Origin of the sequence: Halorubrum sp. CBA1229 (assembly GCF_003721435.2) — an archaeon.
Taxonomy (GTDB): Archaea; Halobacteriota; Halobacteria; order Halobacteriales; family Haloferacaceae; genus Halorubrum.
Genome location: NZ_CP054585.1, coordinates 2,145,620 through 2,168,003 on the forward strand (window position 1 = coordinate 2,145,620; position 22,384 = coordinate 2,168,003).

Consider the following 22,384-nt stretch of genomic DNA (forward strand, 5'->3'; position numbering starts at 1 on the left):
AATCACCGCCGCTCCACGTCGACGAAGGCGTCGTACTGCGCGTTGCTCCCGCCGACCAGGTCCGAGAGCCCGGTGTCGCCGAGCACCTCGTCTAACGGCTGGACGTGGTTGATCGCGAAGCCGGCGTCCCGGCCCTTCGCGTACCCGGCCTCCTCGGTCATCGGCTCGTCGAACTGGTAGTCGCTGTGGCCGTCGGCCTCGACCGCCGGGCGCGTTTCGCCGTCGACCGTCTCGGCCGTCGCGCCGCCGCCGGTCCGGCCCCACCCCCACATCGCGCCGACGACGCCGGGGCGGATCCCGCTCGTGACCATGGCGACGGCGTCGACGGTCTCGCGTCCCGCGTCGAGGACGATGTCGTCGCCGTTCTCGATGCCGCGCTCGTCGGCGTCCCGCGGGTTGATCCACACGGGGTTCTCCGGGCGCGTCTCGCGGAGCCACGGGCTGTTCTGGGTGCGGTGCATCCCCTGCGTCCGGGGTTTCCAGTTGATCAGCCGGAGGGGGCGCTCCCGGTCGTCGTCGCCGCTCACCGCGGCCTGAACGGTTCCGTCGTAGTGCTCGACGTCGTCGACCCGCGGAAGCGGGTCGAACCGCTCGCCGGTGAAGGAGTGTTTCCCCTTCGGGACGACCTCGCTGTAGAAGTCGACGCGCGATTCGAGCTTGTACCGCATGTGCTCGCCGTCGTAGGCGTTCGAGTCGTCCTCGCGCTCGGCGTAGTCGTACCCGTGACCGTGCTCGGCGAACGCCTCCTCGTAGCCCTCGGTCGGCTCCTCGAAGCGGCCGCCCCGGTTCAACACCGTGACGACCTTCGGCCACTCCTCGTCGGTGACCGCCGCCTTCCAGCGGTCGAGGTCGAACTGATCGCCGAGCCCGTTCTCGTGGCTCTCGCGGAACACCCGGAGCTCGTCCTCGCTCGCGTCCGCGACCGGATCGCGACCGTGCGCGATGTTGGCCGCGAGCTTCAGGTAGAAGTCCTCGGCCTGCTCGAGCGGCCACAGGTCGCCGTCCGCGTCCGGGATGGCCTCCTCGCCGACGCCCGGCAGGTCCATCTCCGACCACAGCTCGATGAGCACGTCCTCGAACGGGCGCGCGTCGGGGACGACGGAGACGGCCGGCTGGCTGATCTTCTCGTCGGCCAGCCGCTTGTTCGGGTACGTCCCGAAGTTCTCCCACCGTTCGAGGTACGTCGGCTCGGGCAGGATGTAGTCCGCGTACTGGCTCGTGTCGCCGATGACCGTGTCCGAGGCGACGATCAGCGGAATCGTCTCCGTGTCCTTGAGGATCGCCGGGATCTCGTCGCCGCCGGCGACCGCCATGACGTGGTTGTTCGAGTACGGGCGGATGAACAGCGCCTCGACGCCGTACGGGTACTCGTCCGCGGCGCTCCCGTAGAGCTCCTGGGTCGCCTGCGGCGGTGCGACGGGGAACCACGGCCGCTTTGCCGGGTAGCCGTCGTCGCGGTCGAACAGCGAGGTGTCCTCGTAGTTGACGCCGCCGCGGAGCAGGGGGATCCCCCACGGCGAGTGGCCGTCGGGTACCGAACCGAGTTCGTACCGGCCGGACATCGTGTCGTAACCGGCGTACGGCGTGATCTGGCCGCCCTTCCAGTCGTAGTTCCCGATGAGGTGCTGGAGGGTGGCGATCGCCCGCGTGTTGTAGAAGCCGTTCGTGTGCTTCGCCGGACCGCGGTAGGCCATGATCGCCGCGCGCTTGCCGTGGCTGGTGAACTCGTCGGCGATCTCCGCGATCTGCTCGGCCGGCACGCCGGCCATCTCGGCGTACTCCTCGACGGTGTGCTCGAAGACACGCTCGCGGTACTGGTTCCAGACGCTCCGGACCGCCGTCCCGTCGATTGTCACGTCGACGTCGAGAACGGCCGTGTCGACCTCGCTCGCGGGGCGCGGCTCGCCAGTGGCGGCGTCGACGGCGACGAAGTCGTCGGCGGTCTCGGCGCCCTCCGGAACGAGCCCGAGGTCGGCGGCGCGCGCCTTCGGCCCCGCCGACTCGTCGACGAGGACGAGGTGCGTCGCGTCGCTCCACGTCGGCTCGTCGTCGTCGCTCGCGGCCGACCGCGAGGGATTCTGGAGGTACGTCAGGTCGTGGCGGTCGTTCTCGATGATCCACCGCGCCATCCCGAGCGCGAGCGCCCCGTCCGCGCCGGGTTCGACGGGGACCCACGTGTCGGCCTTTTCGGCCGTCTTCGAGAGCCGCGGGTCGACCACGTCCATCCGCATCCCGTCCTCGATGGCGTTCGTCAGCTTCGGCGCGAGCCACGTCGGGCCCTTGTTGGCGACCATGGGGTTGGTCCCCCACGCGATGAGGTACTCGCAGTTCTCGATGTCGGGGTACTGCCGCTTCTTCTTGGCGGCGTGCGAGCGGACGTTGCCCATCACGCTCGAGACGCCGCAGGTCCCGGCGTGGTGGACGCTGTTTATCGACCCCAACCCCTGATGCCAGAGCCGGTTGCGGATGAAGTTTCGCCGGAATCCGCCGACGTCGACGATCTGGTTGGACTTCGGTCCCAGGTCGGGGTGGTCGGTGTCGATGAGGTCGTCCGCGTACTTCTCGTCGAACGCCGACTTGGACAGCTCGCCGTTCTGGACGGCCTCCCAGTCGCTCATTACCGTCTCCTGCGGGGCGTACCCCCAGATGTCTTCGAGTCCGGGGTGGCCGAGGTCGTCGTCGCCCTCGACGATGTCACGAATGGCCCGGTCCCACGAGACGGTCTTCCACTCGCCCGACCCGCGCGGGCCGACCCGTTTCATCGGCTGGCGGACGCGGTAGCTGTCGAACGCCGTCTGAATGCCCGCCTGCCCTTTTAAACAGATCCGGCCGCCCGAGAGCGACCAGCGGTCGGTGTCGACGTCGCCGCTCCCCTCGACGTCGCCCATCGCCACGTCCTCCGGGTCGCTCTCGTAGGGCACCTGCGAGAACGGCTGCGTGTTGAGGAACGAGTACGGGTTCCCGGCGAGCTTCCGGACGAGCGAGCTGTACTCGCCGGTCCCGCTCCCGTCCGCGAGCTGGACCTTGATCGGGCAGAACGTGTTACACTGCCCGCAGGTGGTGTGTATCACGTCGCTCGCGCCGTACTCGCCGTACTCGTCTCCGACGTAGTGGTGTTCGTCGTCCGTCCACAGGTCGTCGACGTCCACGTCGACCGCGGCGTTGCTCGCCGCCGCGATGACTCCGATACTCCCGGCCGCCTTGACGAAGTCGCGGCGCGAGACCCTCGCGCCGTCATCGCCCGAATCGTCGGTACTCATTCGTGGTCACCTCCGGTAAGCGGCGTCAACGGCAGCGTCTCCGCGCCGACCGTGTACAGCAGCAGTCCGACGCCTATCATGCCGACGCTCGTCCCCCACTCGACTACTGTCGGGAAGTACGACCCGTGGGGAAGCCCCTCCATCACCGGCATGACCTGCGCCGGGACGACGATGTTGAACCGCACCGCGACGATCCCGACGACGACGCTCAATCCGGCGAGCACCATCACCGCCGGCGTGCGCCGCCACGACCGATTGCTCAGCAGGACCATCGGGAACACCCAGCTGAAGCCGATCATGAACCACCAGAACGACCACGACATCGGGCCGTACATGATGACGTTCCAGGTCTCGATCTCGTGGGGGTGGACGCTGGCGATCGCGATGAACGTCTCGATGGCGGTCAGAGCGGCGTCGATGACGATGAACCCGATCAGGAGCTGCGCGAGTCGATCCAGCAGGTCCGGGTCGACCGAGTCGCCGTCGAACAGCCGGGTCCGGAGCACGTAGATCACCATCACGAGTGCAGTTCCGCTGAGCAGCGCCGAGATGACGAAGATCACCGGGAACAGCCCGCTGTTCCAGTACGGACGGGCCTTCGAGACGGCGAACAGCACGCCGGTCCCGCCGTGGACCATGAAGATCGCCAGCGGGATCCCGACGATGCCGGCCCGCTTGAGCCAGCGCTGGTCGAACGCCTCGGACCCCTCGCTCGTGTCCAGCCGACCGAGCGCGAGCGCCGCGTAGAACCGCTTTTTGAGCCCCGACGTGCGCTCGGCGACCCGCGCGAGGTCGATCCGCATCGAGAAGTACAGCTCCGTGACCAGAATCCCGATGTAGGCCACGTAGGCGTGCACTTCCCACGAGAGCGCGGAGGTCAGCTGGCGCCAGACGAACGGGAAGTACATCCGGTCCATCCGTCCGAGGTCGATCCAGACGAACAGCAGCGCCACCGCCATGCTGATGACGGCCGCGAACAGCGCGTCGCGGTCGATCCGATGCATCCCCTCGACCTCGAAGACGTTGGCCATCGTGCTCACGAGGAACGCGCCGGCGGAGAGGCCGACGAAGTAGATGTAGAAGGCGACCCACGCGCCCCACGGGACGACGCTCGTGAGGTTGGTGGTCGCCATCCCCCCCGTGATCCGGAGGTACGTCGCGTACGCGCCGACGGCGACGAGGACGCCGACGACCGCGTACCAGGCGACGCGCAGCCGGTCGTCTTCGAAGCCCGGGTCGAACTCGAAGCGTGAACTCTGTGTCGCCATTGGCTTATTTGAGGTAGTAGACGTTGGGGTCGGTCCCCTCGTCCTCTTTTAGTTGGAACGCGCGCGACGAGTCGGCCATCTTCGCGACGTCGCTGTCGGGGTTCTCGAGGTCGCCCATGTTCCGGGCGTCGCCGACGCAGGTCTCGACGCACGCGGGCTCTTCGCCCCGCTCCAGCCGGTGCGTACAGAAGCTGCACTTGCGGATGTTGCCGATCGGCGACTTCCCCTCCTCGCGCGACCCCCGATCGACGCCGTACTCGGGGCTGGTCAGTTCGCCGGCCCCGTCGACCTCGTCGTCGTAGTTCTCGCCGAAGTCGAAGTACCGCGCGCCGTACGGACAGGCGATGTTGCAGTACCGGCAGCCGATACAGCGGTCGTAGTCGATGTTGACCACGCCGTCGTCCATCTTGTACGTCGCCGAGACCGGACACACCTGCACGCAGGGCGGGTTGTCGCACTGCATGCACGGCCGGGGCACGTTCGTCCGCGTGACGTTCGGGAACTCGCCGTGTTCCTCCTCCATCACGACGTTGTACGAGACGCCCGGCGGCGTTCGGTTCTCGGACTTGCAGGCGACCGTACACGAGTCGCAGCCGACGCACTTCTGGAGGTCGATCACCATCCCCCACTTCTGGTCGCCCGCGCCGATCCCGCCCTCCGGCTCGTCGCCCTCGACCTGCGCCGACTCCGTCGAGACCGTGTCCATCGAGCCGACGGCGCAGCTCAGCGACTCGGCCGTCTCGGTCGAGACGGTCTGGTCGCCGGCGTCGACCGCCGGGTTCGGCGTCTCCCGATACGCCTCGCCGAACTCGGCGGCCGCGGCCTCGTCGTACTTCTCCCAGTACTCGTCGCCGGAGAGTTCACCGCGTGCGACGCGCTGTGCGTCGTCGGCCATCGCGACGCCGAGGTCCGTGTCCGCCTCGACGTCCGCGAGCTCCTCCCGCGGATCGGGTCGCTCGTTCTCCACCATCGCGTCGAGGTCGGCCTTCCCGACGTTCGGGATCCCCGGGAGCGCGTCGTCGTCCGCGGCGCTCATCGCGACCACCCGTCACCGTTCGTCCCGTCGACGAGGGCTTTCCCCCGCGTCGGCCGGTTAGTCCTGGACGTCATACACGTATTCGTACGCGGTCCCCCGTGGAGAGGGTGATACCAATATACTCTGAGTCGCCCCGAAACCGGAGAGACACCCCATATCGCGGGTACCAATACTGTTTGGATCGGGGTCGATCGGGGCCACGTCGGCCCGCGTCCCGGGCGACGGACCGACCACAGGGATTATTCGAAGAGACCGGTTACCCCCAAGTATGACTTGGTCGAGTCGAAGTGGACGGACGCTCCCCGGCAGAGGGTCTTTCCGCTGTCGGAAGACCCCGCGAACCGCATGAACTGGATTATCGCCCTCTCGATCGGACTGCGGCTGCTGGGCGTCGGGTACTCCGTCCTGCTGCTCGCTCGCACCCGCGACCGCCGGTTCGGCTTCCTGACGCTGCTGTTCTCCTTTATGACGCTCCGGCAACTGCTCACCGCACAGACGGCGAGCACCGGGCTCGAAGAGCTTCCCGGCCTCGTCGTGAGCGCGCTCACCCTGCTGACGGTGTACTACCTCTCGGAGTACGTCACCGAGGAAGACGCCCTCAAGACGGAACTTCGGACGGCAAACGAGCGCCTCAGGAGCTTTCGGAAGGCGATCGAACACGCCGGACACGCGATCTTTCTCACCGACTCCGACGGGACTATCGAGTACGCGAACCCGGCCGTCGAGTCGGTCACCGGGTACGAGCGGGACGAGGTGATCGGGGAGAACCCCCGGCTCTGGCAGTCCGGGAAACACGGCGACGATTTCTACGCGGATCTCTGGGGGCAGATCACGTCTGGGTCGGTGTGGGAAGGCGAACTCACGAACCGTCGGAAGTCGGGGGAGCTGCTGTGGATAGACGCGACGATCGCCCCGATCACCGAGGACGAAGACGTGGACCGCTTCGTCGCGATCGAGCGCGACGTCACCGAACGAAAGGAGCGCGAACTCCGCATCGAGGACCAGAACGAGCGCCTGACGGTCCTGAACAACACGAACGAAGTGCTCCGCGATATCAACCGCGAACTCGTCGCCGCGTCGACGCGCGACGAGATCGAGGCCGCCGTCTGCGAGCAGTTCGCCTCGTCGGACCTCTTCGATGCGGCTTGGATCGGGAGTCGCGGACTCGTCGACGGCACGGTGAGCCCGCAGTCGTGGGCCGGCAGCGACCGCGGACCGCTCGAGAGCCACATCGAAGCCATGTGTAGCGCCGATCCGACTCCGGTCGAACGGGCATTAGAGAGCGGAGGCCCCGTGTTTACCGACGTCGAGGACGACGAGTCGGAGTCAGGGGACAACAAGCGATGCGTCGTCGTTCCGCTCGCCTACCGCGACGCGGAGTACGGCGTCCTCGGCGTCGTCACCCGCAACCCGGAGGCGTTCGATCTGATCGACCGGGACGTGTTCCTCGAACTCGGTCGAACGATCGCGGACGCCATCAGCGCCGTCGAGAGCAAGCAGACGCTCATCTCCGACAGCGTCACCGAGCTGGAGTTCCGGCTGACGGGAGTCGACGAGCCGCTGGCAACGATGGCGGCGCGGCTCGACTGTACCGTCACGGTCGAGCACGTCGTCGACGACGGCGACGAGAATCAGATCCAGTACGTTACCGTCGACGAGCCCGATCCGGACGTCGTCGCCGAGTACGCGGCCGACGCCGAGTGCATCGAGACCGTCCAGCACGTCTACACGTACGACGACCGCGCGCTGTACCGGCTCTCGGTCGGCGGACCGTCGGTCGTCACGACGTTAGCGCGGTACGGGGCCAGCATCGAGTCGTTCTCGCTCACCGGAACCACCGGACGGCTGGTCGCGCGGGTCGCCAGCTCGAACGACATCCGAAGCGTCGTCAACGCGCTTCGGACGACCTACGACGGATTGACGCTGGTCGCGCAGCGGGAGCGCGAGCGGGACGTCCAGACCGAAGCCGCCTTCCGGAAACAGCTGACGGCCGTGTTGACGGAGCGCCAACGAGAGGCGGCGCGTACCGCGTACTTCTCGGGGTTCTTCGATTGGCCCCGCGAACACAGCGGCGAGGAGGTCGCGTCGATGATGGACATCTCACAGACGACGTTCACCCAGCACCTCCGGGCAGCGGAGAAGAAACTCTTCGAGGCGCTGTTCGACGGGACGGGGACGTCCGCCTCGCCGTGAGCGTCGGGAGTGCCTCGCGCCGAGCATACCGCCCGCCGACCCCCTGAGGCGACTCGCGGGTCCGCCTCGGCGATCGCTAATCGGACAGCGACCGCCGGGGTCACCCGTGAAACCGGTACAGCGACGTGACGTACGGCAGCCGGTTGAGCATCCAGATCGCGACCGGGAGCCCGACGACCGTGATCGCGAGGAACGACGCCGCGTTCGCCCACAGCAGGCTCAGCCACCAGCCGACGAGGACGAAGTAGATCGCTCGGACGGCGAGCGATCGTTGCCCCCGCGCCGACTCGGGCTCCGAGAGCGACCGCGGCTCTGCGAGCGTGAGGACCGTCGGCACGAGGTTGATCAGCTTGATACCGAGCGGGAGCAGGACGACCGTGACGTTGAGCAGCCACGCGGTGTTGACGACGATCGGTGTCACCCACCAGCCGACGAACACGAACCACAGCGCCCGAACGAGGAGAGATCGTTGTGCCATCGCTCGGCGTAGACGCCCGGACGGTAAATCCGTATCGTCGATCTCGGCGGTCCCCGACGCGCTCGGACAGGCGGATCACCCGACACACGATCGTTATTACGATTGACACACGATCGCTACGAAGGAAACATGGCCGCCGAAATCTCACGCTGGTCGCGCCGGTACGTCCTCACCGGAGCCATCGCGCTCTGTTGCTGGCAGGTGGCCACCGTCGCCGGTCTCCCGCGACGCACGACGGTCGCGCTGGCCGTGTACGGGTTCGTGTTCCACGTCGTGTTCGGCAAAGCCTACGCCCTCGTCCCGGCGTACTTCGACGCCGATCTCGTCTCCGAGCGCGCGCCGGCGGTCCAGTTCCCCTTCGTCGCTGCGGGAGCGGCGTGTCTCGCGATCGACCCGCTTCTCGCTCGCGGTTTCCGCGTCGATCTCGGTGCTCTCGGCGGTGGACTCTGGGCGATCGGCGTCGCCGTGTTCGTCGGATCGATCGCGGTGACGATCGGCGGCCCGCTCCGCCGCGGGACGACCGGAACCGGGGACCACAACGCCGATCGCCGGTCGCTCGACCGGTTCGCGAACCGCTTCGTGCCGGTCGTGCTCCTGTATCTCCTCGCCGGCACCTACGAGACCGCCGCCCTGCGGATCGGCGCGTTCCCGCCGCTGATAGGCGTACAGGCCGCCGCGACGCACCTCTTGGCCGCCGGCTCCGCGGCGCTGCTCGTGGTCACGCTCGGATTCCGACTGCTGCCGCGGTTCCTCGGCGCCCACCCGACGCGACTGTCGGCCGCGCTCGTTCTGCCCGCGGCCGCGACCGCCCCCGCGTTCATCGCCGGGGGATTCGCCGACCGGCGACTGCTCCCGGTCGGAGCCGCCCTGATGGTGTTCGGAGTCGGCGGCTTCGCGCTCGTCGTCTTCCGAATGTGGCTCCAGTCGGATACGCGGCGGATCGGGCTGTACGCCCTCGTCCCGAGCGCGACGTTCGGCGTCGTCGGCGTCCTGTTCGGCGGGCTCTTCGCGGTCGGCGGCGCCGCTCCGGCGTTGATCGAGACGCACCTCAGGGTCAACCTGCTCGGCTTTCTCGGCCTGATGATCGTCGGCACCTCGTTCCAGTTCTATCCCCCCCGACTGGACGCGTTTCCCGGGTCGTCGAACCGGTCGGCGAGCGTCGCGATCGCCGCGCTCGCCTGCGGACTCGCGATCGAGGTCCTCGGCGTCGCTGCGGCCACCGCGTTCGGCCCCGTGGCGACGTCGCTTTCGGCCGGAGCGACCGCTCTCGGGCGGTGGCTCACCCTCCTCGGGGCGGTCGGCTACGCGTCCCTCGTCGCGAGCGTGTTCGCGGCGCGGTCGAACTGACCGCACCCTCGATGGAATAGACTTTCCGTGTGGCACTCGTTATATACGTATGACGATAGATACCGGCGATTCTGTGACGCTCGAGTACACGGGACGACTGGACGACGACACGGTGTTCGACACTTCTCGGCAATCCGTCGCCGAGGAGGCGGGCCTCGCCGAGGCCCAACCGGACCGAGAGTACGCGCCGCTGACGGTCGAAATCGGCGACGAACAGGTCATCGAGGGGATGGAGGAGGGGCTCATCGGCCTCGAGGCCGGGGAGACGGACACGCTGACGATCCCGCCGGAGAAGGCCTACGGCGAGCCCAGCGACGACCAGGTCCAAGAGTTCGCAACCGAGGAGCTCCGCGAGATGCTCGGCGGCCAGACGCCCGAAGAGGGCGCCTATCTCGAGGCCCAGAACGGCAGACAAGGCGAGGTCGTCCACGTCGACGAGGAGGTCGTCCGGGTGGATTTCAACCCCGCACTCGCCGGCGAGACGCTGACGTTCGACGTCGAGATCGTCGACGTCAACTGAACCCCTACGTTTAGACCTCCCTGTCTGATCGAGACGCCGTACCGGAACGAAACGATTCGGACGACAACTGATACGCTGGGTCTTCGGGAGCGACCGCGCGGTCGGTGGGTATACGTCGCCGCGCGCCACAGCACGCGTTATGTCTCCCGCGTTGCGGTGTTACCGGTGTGGGGAACGGTACGAGGGCGCGACCCGCGTCCGCTGTGAGTGCGGGGAGCCGCTCTGGTTCGAGACCGACGCGACGGAATTCGCCTGGGCGGACCGTCGGGAGCGCGACGGCGTGTGGCGCTACGATCCGCTCCTGCCGATCGACCGCCCCGCCGGGCTCGCTCGCGCCGCGGGCGGTACCCCGCTGGTCAGGAGCGAGGGGCTCGACGCCGCCGCGGGCTGTCGCGTGTACGTCAAAGACGAGGGCGAACACCCGACCGGAGCCTACAAGGACCGGGGCAGCGCCGTCGCCGTCCCGCGCGCGACCGCGGCGGGCGACGGCGCCGTCGGCACCGTCTCGTACGGGAACATGGCGATGAGCACCGCCGCGCACGCCGCGAGCCTCGGTCGGGAGTGCGCCGTGCTCGTTCCCGACGACATCTCGTCGGTCCGACTGGAGCTCATCGGTCAGTACGAGCCGACGATCGTGCGGGTCGACGGCGACTACGGGGCGCTGTACGGCGACGCGCTCGAGCTGTCCGCGACGCTCCCGGTCCGGTTCCTCGTCAGCGACGACCCGGCCCGGATCAGCGGCTACAAGACCGCCCTCTTCGAGATCTGCGAGGCGTTCGCGCTCGACGCGCCCGACGTGCCCGACGCCCCCGACGTGCCCGACGCCCCCGACGCGATCGTGCTGCCGACGAGCTCCGGCGGGTTCGCCTCGGGGATCTGGCGCGGGATCCGCGACCTCGAGGCCGCCGGCCTGCTCGACGACCCGCCGCGGCTGCACCTCGTCCAGACCGCCGCGTCGGACCCGATCACGCGGGCGTTCGACGCCGGCGAGACCGATCCGACGCCACTCGGGCCCGACGAGACCGGCGAGACGATCGCCCACTCGATCGGGAACCCGGACCCGCCGAGCGGCGGGCGCGCGCTCGCGGCGGTCCGCGACACCGGCGGCGCCGTCGTCTCGGTCACCGACGACGAGCTCCGGGCGGCGAAGCGGCGGTTCGCCGTCGACGGCGGCTTCTGCGTCGAGCCGGCGTCGGCGGCGTCGCTCGCCGGCGCGACCCGACTGTCGGAGCGCGGCGAGATCGCCGTCGACGACGCCGTCGTCCTCGTCCCGACCGGGACGGGATTCAAGGAGCTCGGTGCCGGCGACGCGTCGGTGTCGACCGAGCGGGCGAGCAGGGCGGCGCTCCCGGAGCGGCTCGCCTCGCTGCTCGGCGCCCGCTGACGGCGCTCGCGACGGCCGTCGCGTCGATCGGCCGCCGTCGCGGAGCGACTCGGGGGCAACCGCGGATGGCGGAGGAGGGCGAGCGGCGTCACTCGGTGCGGAGCCACCCGAGCGTGTCGCCGATCTCGAACGCGTCGTCCTCGCCGACGACGATCTCGTCGAGCGTCCCCGCCACGGACGCTCGCACGTCGACGCTCACCTTCTCGACTTGAATCTCGCAGAGCGTGTCGCCCGCCTCGACCGACCGGCCTTCGCGGGCGAACCAGTCGACGAGGATCCCCTCGGTCTCGTCGACGTCGTCCTCCCAGTCGCCGGTCGCGCGGATCGCGACCCGCATCCCCGAGCCGCCGTCGGTCGCGCCCCGTCGGCCGCTCATTGTTCGGACGCGACCGCCCGGACGCGCGCTTCGATGTCGTCGGCGTCCGGGATCACCTCGTTCTCCATCGGCCGGGCGTACGGGATCGGCACGTCGGGGACGGCGACCCGCTCGACGGCCTCGAGCGCGCCGAGGTCGCGGTCGGCGACGCTCGCGACGATCTCTCCGGTGACGCCGAAGGACCGGTAGTCCTCGTCGACGACGACGAGCCGCCCGGTCTTCCGGACCGATTCGAGGACCGTGTCGGTGTCGAGCGGGACCAGCGTGCGGAGGTCGATTACCTCGACGTCGATCCCCTCCGCCGCGAGCGACTTCGCCGCGTCGAGGGCGCGGTGGACGTGGAGCCCGAGCGTGACCACCGTGACGTCGGCGCCCTCGCGCTTGACGTCTGCCGACCCGAACGGAATCGTGTAGTCGGTCTCCGGGACCGGGGTCTTCGGGCCGTCGGGCGCCGGCATCCAGCCGATCCCCATCAGCCGCTTGTGGAACAGGTACATCACCGGGTCGTCGTCGCGGATCGCGTTGTGCATCAGCCCCTTCGCGTCGTAGGCGGTCGACGGCACGACGAGCTTCAGCCCGGGAATGTGCGCGAACGTCCCGTAGAGCGTCTGTGAGTGCTGGGCGGCGTCGTTGTACGTCCCGCCCACCGCGGCCGTGAGCACGAGCGGCACGTTCACGTTGCCGCCGCTCATGTAGGTGTTCTTCGCGAGCTGATTGTAGATCTGGTCCATCGCGACGCCGAAGAAGTCCGCGAACATCAGCTCCGCGATGGGGCGCATTCCCTCCTGCGCGGCGCCGACCGCCGCTCCGAGGTACGCGGTCTCGCTGATCGGCACGTCCATGATCCGGTCGCGACCGAACTCGTCGAGCAACCCCTGGGTGCTGTCGAAGATGCCGCCGTAGTCGGCGACGTCCTCGCCCATGTAGAAGACCTCCTCGTTCTCGCGCATCTCGTGGGCGATCGACTCGACCATCGCCCGGCTCATCGTCAGCTCGCGGTCGACGACGCCCTCCGTCTCACTCATCGCCGCTCACCTCCGCGAGGTCGAACTCCGGCTCCTCCGTCGTCACGCCCGAGGGCGGGTTCACGAAGACGTCGTCGTAGGCGTCCTCGGGGTCGGGCTGCGGCTGTTCTTTCGCCCACGCGATCGCCTCCTCGACCCGCGACTCCGCGTCGTCGCGGATCGCCCCGAGTTCGGCGTCGTCGACGCCGTGGTCGCGGAGCTCGGACTCGAGCCTGTCGATCGAGTCGCGGGCGAGCGCCGCGTTCTCGTCCTCGTCGGAGCGGTACGTCTGCGGGTCGCCCATGAAGTGACCCATCCGGCGGTGGACCTGCACCTCCAGGAGCGTGGGCCCGTTCCGGTCTCGCGCCCGCCCGATCGCCTCGCCGGCCGCCTCGTAGACGGCGAGGGCGTCGTCCCGATCGACGCGGACGCCGGGCATGTCGAACCCGGCGGCCCTGTCCGACCCGTCCTCCACGTCGGTGACGCGCTCCTTGGGCATGCTGATCGCCCAGTCGTTGTCCTCGACGACGAACACGACCGGCAGGTCGTGGACGCTCGCGAAGTTCAGCGACTCGAGGAACGCCCCCTGGTCGATCGCCCCCTCGCCGAGGAACGCGACCGCGACGGCGTCCTCGTTCCGCTTTTTCGCCGCCAACGCCGCCCCGGCCGCCGGCGGACACCCCTCGGCGATGATCCCGCTACACGCGAAGTTCACGTCGGGGTCGAACAGGTGCATGTGGCCGCCCTTCCCCTTTCCGAGACCGGTCTCCCGCCCGAAGATCTCGGCGGTCATCCGCTTCAGGTCGACGCCCTTCGCGATGGCGACGTGGTGGGGCCGATGCGGCGCCGTCACGGTGTCCTCCTGACGGAGGTGATGACAGACGCCCGCGGCGGCCGCCTCCTGGCCCGCCGCCAGGTGGAGCTCACCGGGAATCGGTCCCGCGGAGATGTCGAACGCCGGTTGCTTCCCCTCCAGATACTCCTCTTGGAGGCGTTCCTCGTAGTGCCGGGCCGTTACCATGTCTGCGTACAGCTCGCGCATCCTGTCTGGTGATACCATCCCACGCTAACCTACATGGTTAATGATATTAGTTACTTCTGGCGGCCGCCGTCTCGCCATATTTATTCATAAGAAATATAGGTAATTTAAAAAGGAACAGGCGGCGTCTCGGCGTCTTTCGCGAGGGATGACGTCGCTCTCGGCCGCGGTCTCGGCCACCTATCCGAGATCGGCGACGATCCACGGCTTCTCGTCCGGGTCGTACTCGTCGATCGCCCCGCTGTGGCTCCGCGTCTCCGGCGCGAGCACGCCGACGTGTTTCAGCTGCTGGACGAAGTTGAAGAGGACGTTGTTGCGGACCACGTCCGTCCACACCGCACGGTCCCGATAGAGGCGAGCTGTCCGCCCCCGCTCGATCAGCTTCCGCGCCCGCGTGGCCCCACGCGTCGTGCAGAAGGCGCTCAGGAAGACGTTCGGGTACTCGCGGACCAGCCGCTTGACGAGATCGAGGAAGTGAACGCGCGGCCCCTCCTTGCGGAGCGCGTCGAGCAGCAGGCCGAACTCCGGGTGCTTGGAAAACGAGTTCCGGAGGAGCACCGCGAGCGGCGGGTGGACCGCCGCGACCGTGCGCCGCGAGACGTCCGCTTTCGTCAGGCGGAGGTCGTCGAGGTCCTCGACTCCGTAGCCGCGGAGCACCGTCGCGGCCAACTCCCCCTGCGAGGTCAGCTCGTGGGGCGACCCGAGCGCGAGGAGGCCGAGCGTCCGCGCGCTCGCGACGGCCTCGTCGCCGGCGCCGAACCCGTACTCGTCGGCGATGATGTCGACGAGCCCGTCGCGTGCGAGCGGCCCGTACCGGTCGACCGCGACGACCGGCGCGAGGTAGTTCAGCGGCTGCGCGAGGCTCAGCGTCGTGATATCGCCGCCGAACTCGTTCCTGCGGAGCCGCACCGACAACTGCCCTTCGATGTCCGCGACCTCCTCGGTCGATTCGGCGCTCGGCGGATCGCTCCACGAGGTCGCTCCGTCACCGTCGACGCCGATGACGCCGACGCCCTTCGACCGGAGCAGGGTCTCGTGGGGCGCGACGGCCTCGCCGTCGCCCGCGAGGTACGAGACGTGCGCGCCCTGCTGGTAGGTCATCGCCTGCCCGATACCGCGGAGGAGGTTCCGCGATCCCTTCACTTCGATCGCGAACACGCGGTCCGCGTCGGTGAAGCCGAGCACGTCCGGGTACCGCCCCCGGATCGTTATCTCGTGGCGGCGACACCGGTCGAGCACGTCCGCGTACGTCTCGCTGTGGGCCTCCGGCACGTGCACCAGCGGTTCGTAGTTCCGCTCGTCGAGCGCGGTCACCACCCGGTCGAACACCGCCGCCTCGTCCATACGGGGCCGTGAAGCCGGCGGACAATAAGCGGTTCTCCCGCCGGACCGACGAGCACCTCGGCACGCGGACCCCGCCCTGCTCCGCCCCAGCCCGGAGAATATTCATAAGTATATAAATATATCCAAATGTACTCCTTCTCTGAAATATACTCGCACGTCTACGGCGGGTGCACGCCTGCAGAGATCGCGTCTCTACGGCCTCGATCCGCGGCATCCGTCCGACGCGTTACTGCGACAGATCCGTCTCTGTCGGCCGGAATCACGCTCAGAATTCGCACCGTGGCAATAAAACGAACGTTATATTTATATGAATATTCTATCCCGCGTAATTAGTAGATCGTTACGATTCGTCGACTGCGGCTCCGAGATCGCGCTACGTATAATTTATACAGGTATCACAGTAGAGTTATACATGTTCGAGAAACCGCGTTCTGCCCGCGTCCGGGTCAGTCGTCGCTCGGCGACTCGTCCTCGCTCGTGCAGCCGCAGCCGCCTCGCCGGATCAGGTCGACGACCGACGCGTCCGCCCCGCAGTGCGGACAGACGCCCCGCACGTCGACGAGGACGTCGTAGTCGTCACGGTCGAGCTCGTCGGCGCTCGCGAGTGACGAGATCGCCGACTCGGTGACCGCGGAGAGGCGGCCCTGCAGCTTCTCGATCGTCTCGATCTTGCGCTCGGCGCGGTCCGTCTCGTCGGTCGGGAGGCTCGCCCCGCGGTCCTCGGTGAGGTACGTGTGGACCGCCTGATGCGTGACGAAGTCCGCGGTCAGCTCGTCGACGTCCACCCCCTCGCGTTCGAGGCGTCGTCGCGCCCGGGTCGCCTCCGATCCGGTCCCGTTCCGCAGCGCCTCGTACGTGCTCGACGCCTCGACGTCGAGCGACGAGCCGGCGGTCTCGCGGACCGCCGCCGCCAACACCGCCTCGTTGAACTCGTCGGCGAGGTCCCGCAGGCTCGTGCGTTCGCCCGTTTCCCCCGTCCACGCGGCCTCGAGCCTCGCTCCGAGCTCGTCGAGGTCGTACGTCTCGATCACGCGTCCGACCTTCGTGTTCGGTCCGTCCTCGCCGGTCATACCGATCGATGGAGGGACGAGGTTACAAGCGTATCGGTGGAACGCCGCCCTTTCGAGTCGCGCGGCGCCGGTCGCTCGGTCAGTCGATCTGCTCGACGTACGTGTACTCCTCGGAGAGCGCGGCGGCGTCCTCGGGCAGCAGGGCGGCGACGAGGAAGTCGGCGTGGTCGCGGAAGTAGTCGACCACGCGCGCGATGCGGTCCGAGTCGATCGCCTCCAGCGAGTCGAGGACGATGAACGGCACCGTCTCGTGGACGTCGTGGACCAGGTATCCCGCCAGCGCGAACACCAGTCCGGTCACCTCGCGCTCGCTCTCCGAGAGGTGGTCGACGGTGTCCTCGTACGCCGCCCCGTCGGGCGACGAGCGGACGATGTGCAGATCGAACCGCGTTCGGGTGACGGTCCGGCGCCCCTCGCGCACGTCGGTCTCGCGGCGCTCGATCCAGATCCGGTCGAGGTTCTCGTACCCGAGAATGTCGAGGACCGTCGCCATGTGCTCGTTGAACTCCTCGACGGCCCCCTCCTCCAACCGATCGACTCGGGTGCGCAGCTCCGTCAGCCGCTCCGCGACCGCTTCGCGCTCCGCCTCCAACTCCTCGCGCCGTTCGATCGCGGCCTCCCGCTCGTCGATCTCCGCGTCGAGTTCCTCGATCTCCGATTCGAGCCGCTCGACCCGGAGCTCGATCTCGTTGGCTTCGCGGTGGCGCTCCAGCGTCTCCTCGTGGCCGTCCACGTCGATCGATTCGGCCTCCGCCTCCAGCTCCTCGATCTCCGTCCGCTTCGCCTCGATCGCCGCCTCCAGCTCCTCGATTCGCGACTCGGTCGACGCGATCTCCGTCTCGACCGCGTCGAGCCGCTCTTCGGCGCGCTCGGCCTCGCGCTGCGCCTCGCGGAGCGCGGACTGCCTGTCGGTCAGCTCCTGGATCTCCGCGCGGAGCTCGCTGCGCTCGTCGAGCCGCTCCGACCGGAGGTCCCGGAGGCGGTCGAGCGTCGTCTCGATCTGTCCGGTCTCCACCGCGGAGCCGCAGGTCCAACACGTCGTCCGGTCGTCGCCGGTCAGCGCGTCGGTCGGACTGTCGTCGGGCTGAGACGCGCCGGCGGCGTCGACCGCGTCGCCGCCGCTCCGGTCCACGTCGATGGCGGGCGCCGTGCCCTCGAGCATGTCCTCGTTGAAGCTGATGACGCTGCCGAGCTCGTTGATCGCGTCGTCGAGCGCGCGCTGGCGACGCCGCAGCTCGTCGATGCGCCCCGCGAGCTCGTCGGGGCTCTCGTCGGGCTCCCGCGTCGACTCGACCGTCTCCCGGAGCTCGTCGCGCTCCGACTCCAGCTCCGTCAGCGTCGACCGCTCCGTCTCGAGGTCGAACTGGAGGTCGTCGAGCTCCGAACGCGCGTCGCGAACCCGCTGGAACGCGTCCTCGAGCTCCTGTTTGCGCGTCCGGCTCTCCTCGACGCCGGCGTCGAGGTCCGCCAACTCCTCCCGGACCGCCTCGAGCTCCGCCTCCGCGTCGTCGAGCTCCGCCCGCTTCTCCCGGCGCTCGGCCTCGAGGTCGGGCAGTTCGCGTTCCAGCCCGTCCAGCCGGTCGATCTCGTCTTCCAGCTCGCTCCGTTCCCGCTTGCATTCTTGGATCTCGGCGTCGATCGACTCCGTATCGATCGGCCGCATGATGATCTCTTGGAGGTCGTCGCCGCGCGCGACGGCCCGACGCGCCTCGTTGTTCTCCAGCAGGAACGCGAACAGGTCCGCGAGCTCCGGGTCGTCGAGGTACGGGTCGCCGCCGAACGCGACGGAATCGCCCCGCCGCGTCAGCGTTCGGGTGTACGTCTCGTCCCCGAGTTCGAGGGTCACCGACCCCTCGTCGGCGTCGCCCTTCAGCGAGCTCCGCCGGCTCCCGAGCCCGGCCATCAGCGCCTGCAGGAAGGAGGTCCGGTTCGTCGCGTTCCGCCCGGCCAACACGGAGACGCCCTCGGGGAGGGTCACGGTCGCCTCGTCGATGCCGCCCACGTTCCGGACGTCAACGCGGACGACCGATTGAGAGGTCTGAGTCATCGATTTATGCTAATGAATTTTCTCACGCTCTTAAGTCTATCTCTCAGACGAGGCGTCGGTCCGCCGCGCCGGTGCGCGTCGGTCCGCCGCGCTGGTGCGCCTCACTGCGCGCCCGCCGTTACGGACTCACCGCGCGCCCGCCGTTACGACTCGCCGCCTCCCGTCTCGTGCGGGGTCGGCGCGGCGAACTGTCCGTCGTCGAACTCGATCGGTGTCGGCTCCGCGACGACTCGCAGGTCGTCGCGCTCGCGGGCCGCTTCGACGAGCGCAGGGGAGGCGTACAGCCGGTCGAGCCGCATCGTGTCCGTCGCTCGGAGCACGCGGGCGTCGTCCGGGCCGACGACGCCGACGGTCGACAGCGACGCGACGAGGCCGGCGCGGTCCGTCTCGACGACCGGTGGCAGCCTGACGCCCCGCGTCGTGCTCGCGGTGATCGCGTTGATGAGCGTGGTCGAGCTGTCGAGCTCGGCGGCCAGGTCCCGGTGGACGAAGTCCGCGGACCCCATCCCCATGGCGTTGCCGTGGGTCGTCTCGGTCAGCCCCCGCACGAAGATCCGCTTGACGTCGGGGAGCTCCGGCTCCGGCTCGTTGATCGCGAACGGGCGGCGACCGATCACGTTCGTGTCCATCCCCTGTCCGCTGACGTCTTTCCCCTGCCGGTCGAGGATCAGCACGTCGACGTCATCGAAGGGGATCGTCGGCAGGCGGTCGTAGGCGAGCTCCAACAGCTCCGCCTCGCGGTCGAGGAACCCGGACGGGGGGACGCCCTCGATCACGGCGGTGTCGTCGAACTGGTCCTCGACGATCGCGACGCCGCCCGCGACCGGGAGCTCGGCCAGCAGCTTCTCCGCGATCTCCGGGATCATGTTCCGGAAGCTCCAGTCGACCGCCCACTCGTGGGCCGTCTTCGCCCCGCGCTGTTTCCCCATGCCGATGACGAGCATCTTCGAGAGCCCGCTCTCGACGGGGCCGTCGTAATCGGTGTGGGGCTTCACCCGGTTGACCGGAACGATCGCGTCGGCGGCGGCGGCGTGGGCGTCCGCGTAGACGGGGACGCCACGGTCCGGGGTCTCGCCGACCTGAACGACCTCCATGCTCGATCGGATCTCGCAGCCGATCGCGTCCGGGGTCACCCCGAGGGATTCGAGCATCTCCCGCTGGCCCGCCGCGGTCGCCCCGCCGTGGCTCCCCATCGCCGGGAACACGAAGGGGTCGTAGCCGGCGTCCCGAACCGCACCGACGACGCCGGCCACGATCGCCGGGAGGTTAGCGATCCCGCGGCTGCCGGCGCCGACGGCGACCTCGCCGCCGTCGGGTACGCCGTCGAAATCGAGCGACGCCACCGCCGCCGCGGCCGCGGCCTCGATGCGCTCGCTCGGGATGGGGTCGGTGTCCCACCTGCGCTCGATGAGCCCCAGGTCCGGGAGCGGTCGGGCGCCGCACGCGTCGAGCACCGTCGCCTCGGGCACGACGAGGTCGTCGAGAGTGTCCATGCGAACCGGTCCCGCTCGACCGGTATAAACGTGGGGGCCGCGACGGGGTCCGTCCCGGGGTCGACGGTCGAGACGAGACTGATGCCCGGAAGCGGTATCGACACTCGGGAACGGTATCGACAGCTGGAAGCGGTACCGAAACCCGAGAGCGGCACTGGCGGAGCGTCGACTGTCTGCGTCCGTCCCGGCGTGACGTTACAGTCGTAGGTCTGTAACGAGAACTGCCGCAGTGGTCGACAAATCCGAAAGAATCGGATCGATGTTTTTCGAAGATACAGCGCGTTTCGTCGCTAATTCGCCGTGTTTAGCCGTCATACTACCGTACAAGCCGTTTCATAAGCGTAGATCGCGGCTCAGGTCAGCGAACCCTCGATCGGTTTCGACGACTGAGAGCGCTCAAATATTCTTTATTATCCGAGTACTCGGGAAGTTAAGTACTCAGGCGTGATCGAGATTGTATGGGAAAGGAGCTCAAATCGGTCGCGAAGACGACTGAAACGTCGTTACGAGTGGTAGACGCGCTGCGGGAGACGGACGGGATGACGATCGACGATCTATCCGAGCATCTCGGATTGGCCCCGAGCACGGTCCACCGCCACCTCGCGACCCTGAAAAAGCACGGGTACGTCGTCAGCGACGGCGACGTGTACGCGCTCGGCCTCCAGTTCCTGACGGTCGGCGGGCAGATCCAGCGCCGGGTGACCGCCTATCCCATGATCAAGGAGAAGGTCGACGCCCTCGCCGACGAGACGGGCGAGCGCGCGCAGTTCATCGTCGAGGAGAACGGGCAGCGGGTGTACCTCTACACCGAGGTCGGCCAGAGCGCCGTCCAGACCGGCGCCCACGTCGGGAAGCGCGGCGCGATCCACACCAGCGCGGCGGGGAAGGCGATCCTCGCGGCGTACGACCGGGACCGGGTCGAGGAGATCGTCGACGCCCGCGGACTCGACGCCGACCAGGACGCGATCGCGACCCGCGAGGAGCTGTTCGAGGAACTCGACCGGATCCGCGACCGCGGTTACGCGTTCAACCGACAGGAGACGACCGCGGGCGTCCACGCGGTCGGCGCGCCCGTGACCGCCGACGGCGAGGTGATCGGGGCGCTGAGCGTCTCCGGACCCGCCAACCGGATCACCGGCGACCGCTTCACCGAATCGCTCCCCGAGCGGATCCTCGGCGCGGTCAACGAGCTGGAGCTCCACATCGAACACTCCGTGTGAGGATCGCCGGCCCCCGAGAGTTTATTAGGCTTCTCGGCGCTCGTCAACCCAATGAATGCGAACGATCGGTCCCTCGTGCGATTTACCTCTCTCGCCCACGGGATGTTTCATACCTACGAACTCTCGATACCGCTCTTCGTCGGGCTCTGGATGGCCGAATTCGACGTCTCCGCGGCCGTCATCGGGACCGTCATCGGCGCCGGCTACGCGTTCATCGGTCTCGGCGCGCCGGTGAGCGGCGTCCTCTCCGACCGGTTCAGCTCTCGGCGACTGATCCTGGCCTCGATCGGGGGGATGGGGATCGGGTTCGGGATCGTGGCGCTCTCGCGCGGTCTGGTCTCGCTCGCCGCCGCCGTGCTGATTTGGGGCTGTTTCGCGAGCGTCTACCACCCCGCGGGGCTCTCGCTCATCAGTCGCACCGCGGACGCCCGCGGCACGGTGTTCGCGTACCACGGGGTGGGCGGCAACGTCGGCACGGCGTTCGGGCCGCTCCTCACGGCGCTGCTGCTCATGTTCGTCGACTGGCGACTCGCGGCCGGCGCGCTGGCGGCCGTCGCTCTGCTCGTCGGGCTGGCCGGCACGCGGATCGAGTTCGAGATCGGCGCGGCCGAGGACGCCGGCGAAACGGGGTCGATCGCCGACGAGCTCCGCAAGACCGCCCGCGACTCCCGCACTCTGTTCGCGACGGCGTTCGCCGTCGCGCTCGTCGGTGTGCTGCTGTACGGGATGTACTACCGCGGGCTGTTGACGTTCCTGCCGGACGTCCTCGCCGAGTCCCCGGCGCTCCGCCCCTTCCAGCTGCTCGATCAGACCGTCCAACCGGCGCAGTACGTGTACACCGCCCTCTTGACCGTCGGCATCGGCGGCCAATACGTCGGCGGCCGGCTGACCGACCGCGTCTCCAGCACCACCGCCTTCTTCGGCTTCTTCGCCGTGCTGGCCGGCCTCGCTGCGGCGTTCCCGTTCGTCCGAGGGCTCGGCACCGTCCCGCTCGTCGGGATCTGCCTCCTGCTCGGATTCTTCGTGTACGGCACGGCGCCGGTGTATCAGGTCGTCGTCGCCGACAACGCCGACGAGGCCGTGCAGGGACTCTCGTACGGATTCACCTACCTCGCGATGTTCGGTGTCGGCGCCCTCGGCGCGTCGCTCGCGGGGTTCGTGCTCACCCACGCGACGAGCGCCGTGCTGTTCTTCCTCCTCGCCGGGATCGCCGGACTCGGCGGCGCCGCGGTGTTGCTGTTGATGCGGCTGTAACGATCCCCGCGCACCCCCGCAATCTCCCAAGTTTTATGCTCTCGTCGTCGG

The 22,384-nt window shown here is 68.5% G+C and carries 17 protein-coding genes; 6 read left to right on the forward strand and 11 right to left on the reverse strand.

All coding sequences use genetic code 11. The features are described from left to right. Positions 1 to 2: 2 nt before the first annotated feature. The 3 genes from Hrr1229_RS10680 to Hrr1229_RS10690 are packed head-to-tail and all read right to left on the reverse strand — an operon-like array spanning position 3 to position 5,564. Positions 3 to 3,260 (reverse strand): molybdopterin-dependent oxidoreductase, encoded by a 3,258-nt coding sequence (locus Hrr1229_RS10680; protein ID WP_123112916.1) that lies wholly within the window; start codon positions 3,258 to 3,260, stop codon positions 3 to 5. Next, positions 3,257 to 4,528 (reverse strand): NrfD/PsrC family molybdoenzyme membrane anchor subunit, encoded by a 1,272-nt coding sequence (gene nrfD / locus Hrr1229_RS10685; protein WP_123112915.1) that lies wholly within the window; start codon positions 4,526 to 4,528, stop codon positions 3,257 to 3,259. Before nrfD ends, Hrr1229_RS10680 begins: the two co-directional genes overlap by 4 nt. Before the next feature lie 4 nt (positions 4,529 to 4,532). After that, entirely contained in the window at positions 4,533 to 5,564 is a 1,032-nt protein-coding gene (locus Hrr1229_RS10690; RefSeq protein ID WP_176329402.1) for a 4Fe-4S dicluster domain-containing protein, read from the reverse strand. Positions 5,565 to 5,909: 345 nt separating this feature from the next. Here Hrr1229_RS10690 and Hrr1229_RS10695 point away from each other — a divergent pair, with 345 nt between their 5' ends. Next, positions 5,910 to 7,757, forward strand: coding sequence for a bacterio-opsin activator domain-containing protein (locus Hrr1229_RS10695; RefSeq protein WP_123112913.1), 1,848 nt, complete (start codon positions 5,910 to 5,912; stop codon positions 7,755 to 7,757). A 100-nt stretch (positions 7,758 to 7,857) separates the two neighbouring features. Here Hrr1229_RS10695 and Hrr1229_RS10700 read toward each other — a convergent pair whose 3' ends face one another. Next, positions 7,858 to 8,235 (reverse strand): YccF domain-containing protein, encoded by a 378-nt coding sequence (locus Hrr1229_RS10700; protein ID WP_123112912.1) that lies wholly within the window; start codon positions 8,233 to 8,235, stop codon positions 7,858 to 7,860. 129 nt (positions 8,236 to 8,364) lie between these two features. Between Hrr1229_RS10700 and Hrr1229_RS10705 the strand changes: the two genes are divergently transcribed. The 3 genes from Hrr1229_RS10705 to Hrr1229_RS10715 all read left to right on the forward strand — a co-directional run bounded on the left by Hrr1229_RS10705 (position 8,365) and on the right by Hrr1229_RS10715 (position 11,486). Next, a complete protein-coding gene (locus Hrr1229_RS10705; protein WP_123112911.1) occupies positions 8,365 to 9,582 on the forward strand; it encodes a hypothetical protein in 1,218 nt (405 codons plus the stop codon). A gap of 73 nt (positions 9,583 to 9,655) precedes the next feature. Then, positions 9,656 to 10,102: an FKBP-type peptidyl-prolyl cis-trans isomerase gene (locus tag Hrr1229_RS10710; RefSeq protein ID WP_255212586.1), complete on the forward strand. Its 447-nt coding sequence runs from the start codon at positions 9,656 to 9,658 to the stop codon at positions 10,100 to 10,102. Positions 10,103 to 10,241: 139 nt separating this feature from the next. Next, the gene (locus Hrr1229_RS10715) at positions 10,242 to 11,486 is read left to right on the forward strand and encodes a pyridoxal-phosphate dependent enzyme (RefSeq protein ID WP_176329403.1); all 1,245 of its coding nucleotides are present in this window, start codon (positions 10,242 to 10,244) and stop codon (positions 11,484 to 11,486) included. A gap of 88 nt (positions 11,487 to 11,574) precedes the next feature. On the opposite strand, the gene Hrr1229_RS10720 is transcribed toward Hrr1229_RS10715, so the two are convergent. The 7 genes from Hrr1229_RS10720 to Hrr1229_RS10750 all read right to left on the reverse strand — a co-directional run bounded on the left by Hrr1229_RS10720 (position 11,575) and on the right by Hrr1229_RS10750 (position 19,859). Then, positions 11,575 to 11,862, reverse strand: coding sequence for a lipoyl domain-containing protein (locus Hrr1229_RS10720; protein ID WP_123112909.1), 288 nt, complete (start codon positions 11,860 to 11,862; stop codon positions 11,575 to 11,577). Beyond that, positions 11,859 to 12,887, reverse strand: coding sequence for an alpha-ketoacid dehydrogenase subunit beta (locus Hrr1229_RS10725; protein WP_123112908.1), 1,029 nt, complete (start codon positions 12,885 to 12,887; stop codon positions 11,859 to 11,861). Before Hrr1229_RS10725 ends, Hrr1229_RS10720 begins: the two co-directional genes overlap by 4 nt. Next, positions 12,880 to 13,899, reverse strand: a complete 1,020-nt coding sequence (locus Hrr1229_RS10730) for a thiamine pyrophosphate-dependent dehydrogenase E1 component subunit alpha (protein ID WP_123114852.1) — start codon at positions 13,897 to 13,899, stop codon at positions 12,880 to 12,882. Before Hrr1229_RS10730 ends, Hrr1229_RS10725 begins: the two co-directional genes overlap by 8 nt. A gap of 186 nt (positions 13,900 to 14,085) precedes the next feature. Next, on the reverse strand, positions 14,086 to 15,249 hold the full coding sequence (locus Hrr1229_RS10735) for a hypothetical protein (RefSeq protein WP_123112907.1): 1,164 nt from the start codon (positions 15,247 to 15,249) through the stop codon (positions 14,086 to 14,088). A gap of 446 nt (positions 15,250 to 15,695) precedes the next feature. Beyond that, positions 15,696 to 16,319 (reverse strand): rod-determining factor RdfA, encoded by a 624-nt coding sequence (rdfA, locus tag Hrr1229_RS10740; protein WP_123112906.1) that lies wholly within the window; start codon positions 16,317 to 16,319, stop codon positions 15,696 to 15,698. Between the two features lie 79 nt (positions 16,320 to 16,398). Continuing rightward, positions 16,399 to 18,366, reverse strand: coding sequence for an archaea-specific SMC-related protein (locus Hrr1229_RS10745; RefSeq protein ID WP_123112905.1), 1,968 nt, complete (start codon positions 18,364 to 18,366; stop codon positions 16,399 to 16,401). A gap of 143 nt (positions 18,367 to 18,509) precedes the next feature. After that, positions 18,510 to 19,859: a DUF362 domain-containing protein gene (locus tag Hrr1229_RS10750; protein WP_123112904.1), complete on the reverse strand. Its 1,350-nt coding sequence runs from the start codon at positions 19,857 to 19,859 to the stop codon at positions 18,510 to 18,512. Between the two features lie 458 nt (positions 19,860 to 20,317). On the opposite strand from Hrr1229_RS10750, the gene Hrr1229_RS10755 reads away from it, so the two are divergent. Together Hrr1229_RS10755 and Hrr1229_RS10760 are read left to right on the forward strand one after the other, a co-directional pair. After that, the gene (locus Hrr1229_RS10755) at positions 20,318 to 21,079 is read left to right on the forward strand and encodes an IclR family transcriptional regulator (protein ID WP_123112903.1); all 762 of its coding nucleotides are present in this window, start codon (positions 20,318 to 20,320) and stop codon (positions 21,077 to 21,079) included. A gap of 150 nt (positions 21,080 to 21,229) precedes the next feature. Next, positions 21,230 to 22,333, forward strand: coding sequence for an MFS transporter (locus tag Hrr1229_RS10760; protein WP_255212486.1), 1,104 nt, complete (start codon positions 21,230 to 21,232; stop codon positions 22,331 to 22,333). Positions 22,334 to 22,384: the final 51 nt, after the last annotated feature.